The organism is Shewanella sp. GJ50-10, assembly GCF_055808815.1.
The window spans coordinates 4517231-4531942 of the sequence record NZ_JBVVSS010000001.1; the positions used below are offsets into that span (position 1 = coordinate 4517231).

10 protein-coding genes are annotated in these 14712 nt (G+C 41.1%); 5 read left to right on the forward strand and 5 right to left on the reverse strand.

From position 1 onward, the window contains the following. Nucleotides 1-304 precede the first annotated feature (304 nt). The 4 genes from dnaA to gyrB all read left to right on the forward strand — a co-directional run bounded on the left by dnaA (nucleotide 305) and on the right by gyrB (nucleotide 6440). Nucleotides 305-1693 carry a chromosomal replication initiator protein DnaA gene (dnaA, locus tag AC0L4E_RS19110; RefSeq protein ID WP_220754386.1) on the forward strand — a complete coding sequence of 463 codons (1389 nt, stop codon included), beginning with the start codon at nucleotides 305-307 and terminating at the stop codon, nucleotides 1691-1693. 19 nt (nucleotides 1694-1712) lie between these two features. After that, nucleotides 1713-2813 (forward strand): DNA polymerase III subunit beta, encoded by a 1101-nt coding sequence (gene dnaN / locus AC0L4E_RS19115; RefSeq protein ID WP_473681117.1) that lies wholly within the window; start codon nucleotides 1713-1715, stop codon nucleotides 2811-2813. A gap of 111 nt (nucleotides 2814-2924) precedes the next feature. Next, nucleotides 2925-4007, forward strand: coding sequence for a DNA replication/repair protein RecF (gene recF / locus AC0L4E_RS19120; protein WP_473681119.1), 1083 nt, complete (start codon nucleotides 2925-2927; stop codon nucleotides 4005-4007). Between the two features lie 15 nt (nucleotides 4008-4022). After that, nucleotides 4023-6440 (forward strand): DNA topoisomerase (ATP-hydrolyzing) subunit B, encoded by a 2418-nt coding sequence (gyrB, locus tag AC0L4E_RS19125; RefSeq protein ID WP_473681121.1) that lies wholly within the window; start codon nucleotides 4023-4025, stop codon nucleotides 6438-6440. Nucleotides 6441-6633: 193 nt separating this feature from the next. On the opposite strand, the gene glyS is transcribed toward gyrB, so the two are convergent. Together glyS and glyQ are read right to left on the reverse strand one after the other, a co-directional pair. Further along, a complete protein-coding gene (glyS, locus tag AC0L4E_RS19130) occupies nucleotides 6634-8703 on the reverse strand; it encodes a glycine--tRNA ligase subunit beta (RefSeq protein WP_473681123.1) in 2070 nt (689 codons plus the stop codon). 9 nt (nucleotides 8704-8712) lie between these two features. Further along, nucleotides 8713-9618 carry a glycine--tRNA ligase subunit alpha gene (gene glyQ / locus AC0L4E_RS19135; RefSeq protein WP_473681125.1) on the reverse strand — a complete coding sequence of 302 codons (906 nt, stop codon included), beginning with the start codon at nucleotides 9616-9618 and terminating at the stop codon, nucleotides 8713-8715. A 120-nt stretch (nucleotides 9619-9738) separates the two neighbouring features. Here glyQ and AC0L4E_RS19140 point away from each other — a divergent pair, with 120 nt between their 5' ends. Further along, on the forward strand, nucleotides 9739-10299 hold the full coding sequence (locus AC0L4E_RS19140; RefSeq protein WP_473681127.1) for a DNA-3-methyladenine glycosylase I: 561 nt from the start codon (nucleotides 9739-9741) through the stop codon (nucleotides 10297-10299). Between the two features lie 83 nt (nucleotides 10300-10382). Here AC0L4E_RS19140 and AC0L4E_RS19145 read toward each other — a convergent pair whose 3' ends face one another. The 3 genes from AC0L4E_RS19145 to tusA form a co-directional block, all read right to left on the reverse strand. After that, complete coding sequence (locus tag AC0L4E_RS19145) at nucleotides 10383-13571, reverse strand: amidohydrolase family protein (protein ID WP_473681129.1); 3189 nt, start codon at nucleotides 13569-13571, stop codon at nucleotides 10383-10385. A gap of 341 nt (nucleotides 13572-13912) precedes the next feature. Beyond that, on the reverse strand, nucleotides 13913-14353 hold the full coding sequence (locus tag AC0L4E_RS19150; protein ID WP_473681131.1) for an MOSC domain-containing protein: 441 nt from the start codon (nucleotides 14351-14353) through the stop codon (nucleotides 13913-13915). Nucleotides 14354-14355: 2 nt separating this feature from the next. Then, entirely contained in the window at nucleotides 14356-14601 is a 246-nt protein-coding gene (gene tusA / locus AC0L4E_RS19155; RefSeq protein WP_473681133.1) for a sulfurtransferase TusA, read from the reverse strand. Between the last annotated feature and the right edge of the window lie 111 nt (nucleotides 14602-14712).

Genomic DNA, 14712 nt, shown 5'->3' on the forward strand with positions numbered 1-14712 from the left:
TTTTTCATTAAACTCCAATAATTCACCACAGGATGTGGATAACTCTGTGAATCAACACTACATGTAGTGGATCAAAGGCTGTTTAACGAGATCAAAGCGCGGCTATTATAGATCAAGAGTGATCGGTTAATAAAGCAGGATCTGCGAACTAATGCGATTAATTGGATCGTTTTTGATCTTTAAAGATCACAGATATCCACATACAATGATCAGGCTGGGGATAAAAATTTTTTTATCGATAGCGATCATTGAGATCTAACGATAGAATACCCCTCCTTCAACAAACGATATTAAGGAATATTAAGTGGCGGTTTCACTTTGGCAACAATGTATCGACAGGCTGCAAGACGAGCTTTCTGCGCAGCAATTCAGTATGTGGATCCGTCCGTTACAAGCTGAAATGGATGGCGATACTTTGGTACTTTATGCACCTAATCGTTTTGTACTCGATTGGGTTCGAGATAAGTACATCAATATCATCAATCAATTTTTTACTGAACAGTTAGGTGGAAATGCCCCTAAGCTGCGTTTTGATATTGGTAGCCGCCCGTCAGCAGTCAGAACACCTGCACCAGTAAAAGCAGAAGTTAGACAGCCACAAAGCACACAAGCTAAGCCGCGTGTCAGTACTGCATTTAATACTCAAGCTGAGCCAGTTGAGCATGCTAATCATCGCAGTAATATTAATCCTACTTACCAGTTTGATAATTTCGTTGAAGGTAAATCGAACCAATTAGGTAAAGCTGCAGCGCTGCAAGTAGCAGAAAACCCAGGTGGTGCATACAACCCATTATTTTTATATGGCGGCACTGGTTTAGGTAAAACCCATTTATTGCATGCTGTAGGTAATGGCATTATTAAAAATAATCCCAATGCTAAAGTGGTTTATATGCATTCTGAGCGTTTTGTTCAGGACATGGTTAAAGCATTACAGAATAATGCGATTGAAGATTTCAAACGTTATTACCGTAGTGTTGATGCACTCTTTATTGATGACATTCAATTCTTTGCCAATAAAGATCGTTCTCAAGAAGAATTCTTTCATACCTTCAATGCACTATTAGAAGGTAATCATCAGATCATCCTTACATCTGATAAATACCCTAAAGAAATCGATGGGGTAGAAGATCGTTTAAAATCTCGTTTTGGCTGGGGTCTTACGGTTGCTATTGAGCCACCTGAGCTTGAAACTCGTGTGGCGATCTTGATGCGTAAAGCACAAGAGAGTGGCATTAACCTTCCAGATGAAGTGGCTTTCTTTATTGCAAAACGTTTACGTTCAAATGTGCGTGAACTAGAAGGTGCATTAAACCGTGTTATTGCCAATGCGAACTTTACTGGCCGACCAATTACGATTGATTTTGTTCGTGAAGCTCTGCGTGATTTATTAGCGCTACAAGAAAAATTGGTCACGATTGATAATATTCAAAAGACCGTGGCCGAGTACTACAAAATTAAAATGGCTGACATGTTATCTAAGCGTCGTTCTCGTAGTGTTGCGAGACCTCGTCAAGTCGCGATGGCATTATCAAAAGAACTTACAAACCAAAGCTTACCTGAAATTGGGGATGCCTTTGGAGGTCGTGATCATACTACCGTATTACACGCATGCAGAAAAATTGCCCAATTGCGTGAAGAAAGTCATGACATTAAAGAAGATTATGCTAACTTGATACGTACATTATCTTCTTAATATCAGGAAATTGAGACGAATGAAATTTTCAATTGATAGGGATGCCCTATTAAAACCACTTCAATTAGTGTGTGGCGCAGTAGAAAGACGTCATAATTTGCCGATTTTATCTAATCTACTTGTGGAAGTTAGTGAGGACTCACTTAAGCTAACAGGTACGGATTTAGAGGTGGAACTTGTAGGTCAAGCTCCAGTTCAAGGTGAAATTGAAGTAGGTAGCACGACTGTTCCCGCTAAAAAGCTTTTAGATATCGTCAAGTCTCTTCCTGAACAAGTCGAAATCAAAATTGAACAACAAGAAAACAAATGGTTATTACGCTCAGGCCGTAGCCGTTTTTCTTTAGCCACTTTGCCTGCATCTGATTATCCAAATGTAGAAGCTTTCCAAGCTGAGATTGAATTCAGCATAAAGCAGGGCACATTAAAGTCGATTATTGATTCAACTCAATTCTCAATGGCAAACCAGGATGTGCGTTATTACCTCAACGGTTTGTTATTTGAAACCTCAGGCAGTTCGTTAAAGGCGATTGCAACTGACGGACACCGTTTAGCGCTCAGTCATCGTGATATTGGTATCGAATTACCAGAAAAACAAGTGATTGTGCCGCGCAAAGGTGTGGTTGAAATGTCTCGCTTATTAGAGAGTGAAGACAAAGAGATTAATATTGCTATTGGTGATAGTGCTATTCGTGCCACTACTGACAATGCGGTATTTACCAGTAAGCTTGTTGATGGGCGTTTCCCTGATTATCGCCGCGTGTTACCTAAAGGCGGTAATAAGATTGTGGTTGCTAGCCGTAATCACTTAAAACAAGCGTTAACCCGTGCTTCAATTTTATCGAATGAGAAGTTCCGTGGAGTTCGTATCCAGCTTGAGCCGGGATTATTGCGCATTACCGCAAATAACCCTGAGCAAGAAGAAGCTGAAGAAATCATCGATGTTGAATACAATTCTGAAAACTTAGAAATTGGCTTCAATGTGAGTTATCTACTCGATGTATTAAATAACTTAGCCAGTGACGACGTCAGAATCACCTTGATTGATGGAAACTCGAGTGCGTTGATAGAAAACCACGCCGAAGAAGATTCAATGTATGTCGTGATGCCTATGCGTTTATAATTCGACATAATCTAAATAGATTACTGCAACGTTTTTATCCCAAAAGGTGCTACATTAAGGCACCTTTTTTAGTTTTACTTCTTTGTTGATAGGTTTGAGAAATTACTACTCATGAGCTTAACCCGTCTTAATATCGCCCAGTTTCGCAATATCCTTTCTGCCTCACTACAACCAGAGTCAGGTTTAAATCTGATTTATGGTGAAAATGGCAGCGGAAAAACCAGTATATTAGAAGCGATATATTTTTTGGGAATGGGGCGTTCTTTTCGCAGTCATTTATCTCAACGAGTGATTAATATTGAGCAAGACAGTTTAACTTTATTTGCTCAATTAGAAATGGAAGCGGGCGAAGCTAAATTAGGTTTAAGACGTTTTCGAAATGGCGATATTGATGTCAAATTAAATGGCGATAAAGTGAAGCGTTTGTCGGTTTTGGCTGAAACATTACCCATTCAAGTTATCACGCCAGAAAGTTTTTCTTTGCTATTTGAAGGCCCAAAAGCCCGTAGACAATTTATCGACTGGGGCGCTTTCCATGCGGACGTAAATTTTTACCAAGCATGGGTGAATACCAGAAGAATTTTAAAGCAAAGAAATCAACTTCTTAGAGATGGTTCTTCTTATGCCGCAATTCAATTTTGGGATAAGGAATTGGTGCGGTATGCTGAACAAGTTACTTCGATACGAAATCGATATGTAGACTCGTTAAATGAGCTACTTAAGGGTATAATCGAAGAGTTTTTACCACGAGTTGATATTAAAGTTTCCTTTACTCGTGGCTGGGATAGCAAAACGGATTTTGCAGAGTTACTCGAAACTCAATATCACAGAGATTTATCATCGGGAAATACAGGTAGTGGACCACATAAAGCGGATTTACGATTACGCGTTGGCAACCTTCCTGTGCAGGATGCATTATCCCGAGGACAGTTAAAATTATTAGTCTGTGCACTGCGTATTGCACAAGGCAAATTGCTTCAAGAAAAACAAAACAAGCATAGTATTTACCTTGTGGATGATCTTCCATCTGAGTTGGATGCACAACATAGGCAACTATTGCTAAAACAGTTAACCGAAACCGGTGCACAAATTTTTGTCACAGCGATTGATCCTGTTGCAATAGTCGATTCGCTGGCAAGCCCGCCAAGTAAAATGTTTCATGTGGAACATGGGCAAGTCACGGTAGTTGAATAAAAACGAGAGAGAAATATGTCAGAGAATAGTTATGATTCTTCGAGTATTAAGGTTTTAAAAGGCCTTGATGCAGTTCGTAAGAGACCAGGGATGTACATCGGTGATACAGATGATGGTACGGGTCTTCATCACATGGTATTCGAAGTGGTCGATAACTCTATCGATGAAGCCTTAGCTGGCCACTGTAATGACATTACTATCACCATTCATGCTGACGGCTCTGTGTCTGTAACAGATGATGGCCGTGGTGTCCCAGTTGCTATCCATGAAGAAGAAGGGGTTTCAGCTGCTGAAGTTATTATGACCGTACTTCATGCTGGTGGTAAGTTTGATGATAACTCATACAAAGTATCTGGTGGTTTACACGGTGTAGGTGTTTCAGTAGTAAACGCACTGTCTGAAAAACTGCAAATGACCATTCGTCGTGATGGCCATATTTACGAGCAGTTTTACACTATGGGTGTACCAGATGCCCCAATCGCTCCAGTAGGCGATTCTGATAAAACCGGTACTCATATCCGTTTTTGGCCAAGCCCTGAAACCTTCTCTGACACTTTGTTCCACTTTGATATTCTTGCCAAGCGTGTGCGTGAATTATCATTCTTGAACTCAGGTGTGGGTATCCGCTTAGTTGACGAGCGTGATGAGCGTAACGAATTCTTTAAATACGATGGTGGTATTAGCGCATTCGTTGATTACCTAAACCGTAACAAAACCCCAATCAACAAAGATGTGTTCCATTTCACCCACGAGCGTGAAGATGGCATTACTGTTGAAGTAGCAATGCAGTGGAATGATGGTTACCAGGAAAGTATTTTCTGTTTCACCAACAACATTCCACAGCGTGATGGCGGTACTCACTTAGCGGGTTTCCGTGGTGCACTTACACGTAACTTGAATAACTACATGGAGCGTGAAGGCTTCAATAAAAAAGGCAAAACTAGCGCAACGGGTGATGACGCTCGTGAAGGTTTGACCGCGGTTATTTCTGTAAAAGTACCAGATCCTAAGTTTAGCTCACAAACCAAAGATAAATTGGTATCGAGTGAAGTTAAAGGTGCTGTTGAACAAACAATGGGTGAGCAGTTAAATGATTACCTATTAGAAAACCCAGTTGATGCTAAATTAATTGTTGGCAAAATTGTTGATGCAGCACGTGCCCGTGAAGCGGCGCGTAAAGCCCGTGAAATGACTCGTCGTAAAGGCGCATTAGATTTAGGTGGTTTGCCAGGTAAACTTGCAGATTGCCAAGAGAAAGACCCTGGTCTTTCTGAAATATATATAGTGGAAGGGGACTCTGCTGGCGGATCAGCCAAGCAGGGACGTAACCGTAAAAACCAAGCGATTCTTCCGCTTAAAGGTAAAATCTTAAACGTTGAAAAAGCACGTTTTGATAAAATGTTATCTTCGCAAGAAGTGGCAACGCTAATTACTGCACTAGGCTGTGGTATCGGTCGTGACGATTACGACCCTGAGAAAACCCGTTACCATAACATCATTATCATGACCGATGCCGACGTCGATGGCTCGCACATTCGTACGCTGCTATTGACCTTCTTCTTCCGTCAAATGCCAGAGTTGATCGAGCGTGGTTATATCTATATTGCACAACCACCTTTATTCAAAGTTAAAAAAGGTAAGCAAGAGCAATATCTAAAAGATGAGCCAGCATTAACTGAGTACTTAACAACGCAAGCGTTAGATGGCACTCATATTTACCCAACTGCAGGCGCACCTGGTATGTCAGGTGAACCACTAGAGCGTTTAGTTGCTCAGTACCGTGAAGTTGAAGCGATTATTGAGCGTTTAGCTAAGCGTTACCCTGAGTCGATTACTAATCGCATGATTCATCATCCTGGCGTTTCGAATGAAATGTTGTCTGATGAAGGTCAAATGAAGCAGTGGTGTGATGCATTCGTCGCTGACTTAATTGAACTTGAGTCTGATGGCGTTATCTACAGCATCGAGCCAGTATTAGATCCAGAGCGTAAAGCTTACTTACCTAGCTTAACGATTCGTAAGCACGGTATTGATACTAATTACTTGTTCAGCTACGACTTCTTCCAGTCAAATGACTACACGCTAATTGCTAAGTTAGGTAAAGCGTTAGACGGTATGATTGAAGAAGGTGGTTACATCAAACGTGGCGAGCGCATGAAAGAAGTTGAGAGCTTTATTGAAGCACTTGACTGGACCATGAGTGAAGCGAAACGTGGTTTATACATTCAACGTTATAAAGGATTGGGTGAAATGAACCCTGAACAATTGTGGGAAACTACAATGGATCCTGAAACACGTCGTATGTTACGAGTGACCATTGAAGATGCTGTTGGTGCAGACCAATTGTTTACGACCTTAATGGGTGACCAAGTTGAGCCGCGTCGAGACTTCATTGAAACCAACGCGTTAAACGTTGCTAACTTAGATGTATAGTGATTAATCAAATTGAAAAAGGCGCCTATGGCGCCTTTTTTATTGGCTATTTTTGATAGAAATCTTATTTACTAAGATTTAGGCTCAATGATTAATATTGTCTTGTTGATCATTGCGAGAATCGATTTAGTCATAAGCACTAGCCAAAAAAAGCGCCATTAAGGCGCTTTTTATGTTTACTGGAGAAAATTCATTACTGAAGCAATGAGATATCAGCAGCATGTAAGAACTGCTCGCGTAGGCTATTGAGTAGCGCTAAGCGGTTATTCTTTAATGCTTCATCGTCAGCCATTACCATTACATCTTCAAAGAAGGTATCAACGCTTTCACGTAAACCTGCAAGAAGATCTAATGCTTGTTGATAGTTTGCTGCAGCAAATAATGGTGCAAGTTGTGGTTGCAGTTCAGCTAATTTTTCTGCTAATGCTTTCTCTGCACTTTCAACGAGAAGTCCTGAATCAATAGTAGACGGGATTTCACCTTCAACTTTAGCCAAGATGTTAGATACACGCTTATTAGCAGCAGCAAGAGCTGATGCTTGCTCTAACGTTCTAAAGTGAGCCACAGCTTTAATGCGACTTTCAAAGTCAGCTGGTGCTGTTGGTTTACGTGCCAGTACAGCGAGAATAACGTCAACGCCTACACCTTGATCTTGATACCATGAACGGAAGCGGCCCATAAAGAACTCAAGAACTTGTTCAGATACGTTATCGTTGGTTAGGTTTTCACCGTGTAACTCTTTTGCTTTAGCAATCAAATCAACTAAATCTAGCGGTAAATTGTTTTCTAAACAAAGACGTAAAATACCGATAGCTGCACGACGAAGTGCGAATGGATCCGCTGCGCCCTTAGGGGCTTGGCCGATACCAAAAATACCCACTAAAGTATCGAGCTTTTCAGCTAATGCCACACAGATAGAAATCGGTGCTGTTGGCACTGTATCGCCAGAGAACTTAGGCTTGTATTGTTCAGCTAAGGCAACAGCTACAGCTTCAGTTTCACCGTCTAAGCGTGCGTAATGCATGCCCATAGTGCCTTGAAGGTCTGTAAACTCCATCACCATATTGGTCATTAGGTCTGATTTAGACAGTAAGCCTGCACGAGCGGCTTCTTCGCTATTAGCGTTAATGCTGGTGGCAATGAAACCAGCCATTGCAGAAATACGCTCAACGCGAGCTTTAATCGTGCCTAATTGCTTTTGGAAAACTACAGACTCTAAGCTGGCTAGACGAGTTTCCAACGACTGTTTTTTATCAGTTTCAAAGAAGAATTCAGCATCGGCAAGGCGAGGGCGAACTACTTTTTCGTTACCTGAAATAATCTGCTGAGGATCTTTAGACTCAATGTTAGTCACAAAGATAAAGTTCGGTAATAGTTGGCCTGCTTTATCAAATACTGGGAAGTATTTCTGATCGCCTTTCATGGTGTAAACCAAAGCTTCAGCAGGAACATCTAAGAACTTTTCTTCAAAGCTTGCTGTTAACACAACAGGCCATTCAACCAATGCCGTTACTTCTTCAAGTAAGTCATCTTCAAGCTCTGCAACGCCGCCAATTTCTTTGGCTGCTATTTCTGCATTTTCTTTAATGATGTCTTTACGACGTTGGTAATCAGCTAATACTTTGCCCTGAGTTTCAAGTTCAGTTAAGTAGTTGTCTGCATGATCTAATTCAAAGGTATCAACACCCATGAAACGGTGACCACGAATAGTGCGAGCTGATTCGATACCTAACAATTCACCAGCAACGAGTTCATCACCTAATAGCATGGTGACAGTATGAACTGGGCGGATAAATTGTGTTGTATTACTACCCCAACGCATTGGCTTAGGGATAGGTAATTTATCTAATGACTTTTGCGCCATTGCAGCAATTAACGACTTGGTTTCAACACCAACCACTTTAGCTTGGTGTAATAACCATTCGCCTTTGTCTGTTTTAAGACGGTCTGCTTGTTCAACAGTAATACCGTTACCACGAGCCCAGCCCATAGCGGCTTTAGTTGGGTTGCCTTCGGCATCAAATGCTTGTGCAACAGCAGGTCCGCGTTTCTCAACCACTTTGTCAGCTTGTGCTACAGCCAATTGCTGAATGCTGATAGCTAAACGGCGAGGCGCCGCATACCAAGTTGCATCAGTAAAAGCTAACTCAGCTTTGGTTAACTCTTCAGTAAAGTTAGCAAGGAATGACTCTGCTAGTTTACGCAATGCTTTTGGTGGTAATTCTTCTGTACCCACTTCAATGAGTAAGTTTTCAACGTTCATATTCTACCTCTACTTACACATTGGGAAACCAAGCGCTTCACGTGCTTGGTAATAAGATTCAGCAACACCTTTTGCCATAGTCCGGACGCGCAAGATATAACGTTGGCGCTCAGTGACAGAAATAGCATGGCGTGCATCGAGTAAGTTAAATGCGTGAGAGGCTTTCATTACTTGCTCGTAGGCTGGTAATGGTAAAGGCTTTTCAAGTGCCAATAGTTTTTGGCAAGCTTTTTCACAGTCATCAAATTGTCTAAATAACACTTCAACATCAGCATGTTCAAAGTTGTACGTTGATTGCTCAACTTCATTTTGATGGAAAATGTCGCCGTACATGACTTTACCCATAGGGCCGTCAGTCCAGACAAGGTCGTATACGCTGTCGACTTCTTGGATATACATCGCAAGACGCTCTAAACCGTAAGTGATTTCACCCGTTACTGGCTTACATTCTAGGCCACCAACTTGTTGGAAGTAGGTAAATTGCGACACTTCCATGCCATTTAACCAGACTTCCCAACCTAAACCCCAAGCACCAAGTGTTGGCGATTCCCAGTTGTCTTCAACAAAACGAACGTCATGAACGCCCATATCAACACCAAGTGCTTCTAAAGAGCCAAGATATAACTCTTGGATGTTACTTGGAGAAGGCTTAAGCACTACTTGGAATTGGTAGTAATGTTGAAGGCGGTTAGGGTTTTCACCGTAGCGACCATCTGTAGGTCGACGACATGGTTGCACGTAGGCACTGCTCATTGGCTCTGGGCCTAATGAACGTAAAAATGTCATCGGGTGGAAAGTACCTGCACCCACTTCCATGTCCAATGGTTGAACGATTGCGCAACCTTGCTGCGCCCAGTATTCCTGCAGGGTCATAATGAAGCCCTGGAATGTCTTTACGTCGTGTTTCGTCGTCATGTCCGCTTATCTACTGGTTGAGGCTAAAAATAGAAAATGGTTTTGATTATACCTTGTAGATTAATACAGATGTAGGTTATTTTTTAACGTAGAGATTAAAAATTGAAATGGGCAATGTAAATGGATCAGAAACGTTGTGCTTGGTTAAGTAATGACCCTCTTTATATCGACTATCACGATAATGTCTGGGGAAGGCCGGTTTATGATTCTATCGAGCTATTTGAGAAGTTATGTCTTGATGGACAGCAAGCAGGATTGTCATGGATTACTATTTTAAAAAAGCAGCATAATTACCAAGCTTTGTTCGCCAATTTTGACCCTAAGATTATTGCTACTTTTGACGATGAGAAAGTAGAACAACTGCTGTTAAATCCAGGGATTGTTAGAAATCGTTTGAAGGTCAATTCTATAATTAGAAACGCTAAAGCATATTTGGCCTTTGTAGAAGCAGGCAATGACTTCTCTATTTTCTTATGGGATTTCGTTGGTGGTAAACCTAAGGTTAATCATTTTACTTCAATGTCAGAAGTGCCAGCACAAACTGTTGAATCAGAAGCAATGTCAAAAGCACTCAAAAAGCTCGGTTTTAACTTTGTTGGGCCAACGATTTGTTATGCATTTATGCAAGCGGTAGGTATGGTTAACGATCATACAACAGATTGTTTTCGCTATGGAAAGTGATATTTAAAATATGTCACTAGTAATAAAACAAAAGGGATGTTCCACGTGGAACATCCCTTTTTATACTAAACAAACAAGATTAGTTATTTAGCTGATTCGAAGAAAAATGGTTTACGCTCAATTTCTTCACCATTTAACTGGTTCATGGTTTCGGCATTATATAATTTACCGTTAGCCATAGTGTAAGTGACTTTATCCGTAGTGCGAATATCTTCTAATGGATTGCCATCAATGACAATTAAGTCAGCCAATTTACCTGCTTTAATTGAACCTATTTGATGGTCCATTCCAAAGGTTTTAGCTGGATTAATCGTAGCTGTTTTAAGTACGTCCATATTGCTCATACCACCTTGGGCAAACATCCACATTTCCCAATGTGCAGCTAAGCCTTCACGCTGACCATGAGCACCGATATTTGGATGGATTCCAATGTCATTAAGTTCATTGGCTACACGAGCAACATTGAAATGATTATAATGCGCATCTGGTGCTTTAGTTCTTCGCATCGAACGAGCATTCAATATATCACTTGGTACATACATGCTTAGGCGAGGATGAGCCCAAACGTCGGTCTTATCATACCAATAGTGTTCACCTGAAATACCACCGTAGGCAACAACTAGAGTAGGTGTATAGGCAACTTCTGTTTGACTCCAAAACTGCTTAATATCACTGTAAATTGAACCAGCAGGAAGTGAATGTTCAATCGTTGTATGGCCATCAGCAATCATTGATAAGTTATGTTGTAGCAAGCTTCCGCCTTCAGGTACAACCATCATCTCTAATTCACGTGCAGCTTGAATCACTTGCTGACGCTGATTACGACGTGGTTGGTTATAACTCTTCACACTAAAAGCACCGACTTTCTTTAAGCGCTCTAAGTGGAATTTTGCATCATCCAATGAATCAACATGAGATGTATAACCTGGTGCATTAGCGCCGTATAAAATAGTACCCGTTGAGAAAATACGTGGTCCAACAATATTACCTGCTTTTTGCTGCTCAGATGCTGCAAAGATTTCAGTGGTGTCATTTGATGGATCATGAATTGCTGTAACGCCTAACGAAAGACCAGAGTATAACTGCCAGTTTTGTTGCGGGATGATTTCATCGTCAGCTTGGCCACCGTGAGCGTGGGCATCAAATAGACCTGGCATTAAAGTTTTACCTTTAATATCGATAACTTGTGCACCTTTCGGGATAGCAATACTAGCATCGCCCACACTGACAATTTTATTGTCAGTGACGATGACAACACCATTATCGATGACTTGATCATTTTCCATGGTAATGACTTTACCGCCTACAAAGGCGATTGTTCCACGTGGAACATCAGCTTTTTCTTTAAAGCCAATAGCAGTGACCGTTGGTTTTACTTCATCTTCACTCTTAGCATATTGAGTGTCGACAGCGGCTTGATATAAGTCAGGGCCAAGAGTCCAATAAAGTTCATTGCTCTTATTATTCCAACTTATGCTTTCACCAGCTCGTACACTCAGTTGAGTGACAGGAAGGTTGGTTGCTTTAGGGCTTATGCGAACCGTTTCACCGTGCTTAGCAAATGGAGTAACGTAAACACGGAAACGTTCAGAGAAAGCTAAATGTTCACCGTTAGGCGATACACGAAACTCTGTAGCATGTTCGCTGGTGTAATGGGTACGTTTTTCGAAACCATCTAAACTAATTGACGATAGTTCAGGTGTCTCACCATAATCCATAAAGAATACTCGTGAAGAGTCGGCGCCGAATTGTGGTTGGTAACCATTGGCAGTGATCTTAATATTTTTCTTTTTCTTAAGATCGACTTTATATAAACCTGGTTCTTGCGACCAAGTTCGCGGTGTCACGTATCCGCCTTTAGCTTTACGGTATACAACAACTTTGCCATCAGGAGAAAAGGTTGGCTCTACATATTTACCTGGCTCGTTGGTCAGTTCTTTACTGCGTCCGCCTTTAGCACTAACAATGCTAACAGTTCCTTGGTCTTGATCATTCCAAGTTGTGAATACGATATTTTTGCCATCACGAGACCATTGCGGGAAAAGCTCATTAATATCGTCATCTAAACGAGTTAAACGCTTTTGCTTGCCATCTTCAATATTACGGATCCAAAGTTTGCCTAATGCTTCAAATACTACTTTTTCGCCATTAGGTGATACTTGCGCCATACGAAGCATTTTTACGTCAAACTCATCTTGGTCAAGGTTTTGAGTAAAGCGTACAGAAGGTTGGACATCTAGTTCTGTCTTGACAAAGAAAGGAATATTTTTAACTTCTTGATCTTCAACGTTTAGTTTGTTGATTTTACCTTTGGCCCAAAAAACAATTTCTTCGTTGTCTTGTGTCCATGACATGGTTGGGTAAACGCCGTGGATAGCCCATGTTTCTTGCATGTCGCGGTCAAGGTCAACGTAAAGTTTAGTATGTTTACCTGACTTTAAGTCCAGTAAATACAATGTTGATTGGAAACCATCGCGCTTGATGTAAGCGAGTTTTGTCCCATCAGGGCTTGGTGTTGGTCGAATTGCACCACCAGTGCCTTCAATTAATACTTCAATATCACCGGTTTGAGTATCGTAGCGCTTAATTTTATAAATGCCTTTAACCGAATCTTTTGAGTAGTGGAATGTTTTACCCGGTGTAGCATCTTGGCTGAAGTAGATATAGCGGCCATCAGGCGAATATGCAGGTTCACCTAAATCTTTTTGATCATTAGGGCGTTCTGTTAATTTAACGCCTTCACCGCCAGCTACGTGGTACATCCATACTTCACCAGCACCTAAGCTTCGGCTTGCTGTAAAGTGTTTACGTGCAACCAAGTATTGTGAGTCAGGGCTCCAAGCAGGGCTGTTTAATAATCGGAATGTTTCTGAGGTTACTGCACGTTGATTGCTACCATCAGCATTCATTACCCAAATATTATCGCCGCCGTCTTCGTCAGATGTGAACGCTATTTGCTTTCCATCTGGGCTGTAGACTGGTTGCATTTGCCAAGCAATTCCAGAAGCAATCTTTTTTGCTTCCCCGCCACTGATTGGCATTTGGTATATGTCACCTAGCAAATCAAACACTATAGTTTTACCGTCAGGAGAAACACTGACATTCATCCAAGTGCCTTCAGTAACATCAATCTGTAGTTTTTCTAAAGGAGCGTTTGCAGGAGCGTTAACTTGCCATTTTTCAGTTACTTCTGCGGCGTTAACTGCAAGCGAAGCACTGGCTAAACTCAGCGCAATCGCAGTATAGAGTGGTTTTATTTTTGAGGTAAACATGCACAGTCCGTTTTTATGATTATCGTTATAGGTAGAGTTACACTTTTATCAATTGAGTGTTGTTTGATAGTTATAAAACTGATGATATTTATCGCACATATTTGGCAATAACTAAACACTTATTCTGTTTCAAATGATGACAGTCAGAGCAGAGGTTAATCAGAAAGCCGTTAAGTTACTTGATGCCGTTTTGGCGAAGTATTAGAAGGGTATATCTGCGGCGAAGCAAGAAGAAATGTTGTTGTTCTAGAATGGAGTAAACCTAGGAGCTATATTTTGGAGTTAGTTGTAGTATCAAAATGGTGTAGATTTATATGCCTCTTCAAAAGAGGCATCTTAGGCTAAGTAATCGATACTTGGTCATCAACCTGAATTAAGCCTTCACTGACAACTTTACATGTTACACCACCACGCCAGTGCGGTAGCAGCGCTTTTTCTAATCCAGAATGAGCCATTTCCATCTTACCGCAAGGGTCTGTTTCACCAGTGATAAGTAAGGCTACATCATTACCAATAGAAATGTGTTTACCTACATCTGCAGCGCTAAATTGGTAGTTATCTATTAAAATATTAGCGCGGCGCGTTAGCCAATCTAAATCAGCATTAATTTCCTGACAAGCTGCTTGCCATTGCTCTAATGACATAACAGTGACTTGACGCTTACCTGGACGACCAAATACATCATTTTCAACACCTTTTAGCAGACTTACATTGGCGCAAAATACAGGATTCATTTGGCCTTTTTTAACAGTTTTGTAAGCGATAGCCTTGAGTGTCGACATGATTAAAGTCCTTTTTTGATCATATATTTATATGGGGTTTGCTCAGTGTCACTTGCAATCAACGTGTGATCCATAAATTCACAGAAACTTGGAATATCTCTGGTCGTCGCTGGGTCATCAGCAGTGATCAACAAGGTTTCACCTTCAGCCATTTTACGGACTGTTTTACGGATCATCATTACAGGCTCTGGACAACGCAAACCGAGTGCATCTAAGTGATGCTTTGCTGTAGAAAAAATTTCGCTCATACCAACTCTTATATACGACTGACTAACATTAATTGCGCTAATTTTACTCTGCTTAATGAGTGTTGCAAGTGTCTAGCTTAGGCTTTATTAGTATTTCGTGAACTAGTACAT

Bases quoted from the DNA above. Each gene is read 5' to 3' on its own strand.
- recF (WP_473681119.1), top strand. From the start codon at position 2,925: ATGAGCTTAACCCGTCTTAATATCGCCCAGTTTCGCAATATCCTTTCT.
- AC0L4E_RS19150 (WP_473681131.1), bottom strand. From the start codon at position 14,353: ATGTCGACACTCAAGGCTATCGCTTACAAAACTGTTAAAAAAGGCCAA.
- tusA (WP_473681133.1), bottom strand. From the start codon at position 14,601: ATGAGCGAAATTTTTTCTACAGCAAAGCATCACTTAGATGCACTCGGT.
- glyQ (WP_473681125.1), bottom strand. From the start codon at position 9,618: ATGACGACGAAACACGACGTAAAGACATTCCAGGGCTTCATTATGACC.
- glyS (WP_473681123.1), bottom strand. From the start codon at position 8,703: ATGAACGTTGAAAACTTACTCATTGAAGTGGGTACAGAAGAATTACCA.
- gyrB (WP_473681121.1), top strand. From the start codon at position 4,023: ATGTCAGAGAATAGTTATGATTCTTCGAGTATTAAGGTTTTAAAAGGC.
- dnaN (WP_473681117.1), top strand. From the start codon at position 1,713: ATGAAATTTTCAATTGATAGGGATGCCCTATTAAAACCACTTCAATTA.
- AC0L4E_RS19145 (WP_473681129.1), bottom strand. From the start codon at position 13,571: ATGTTTACCTCAAAAATAAAACCACTCTATACTGCGATTGCGCTGAGT.
- AC0L4E_RS19140 (WP_473681127.1), top strand. From the start codon at position 9,739: ATGGATCAGAAACGTTGTGCTTGGTTAAGTAATGACCCTCTTTATATC.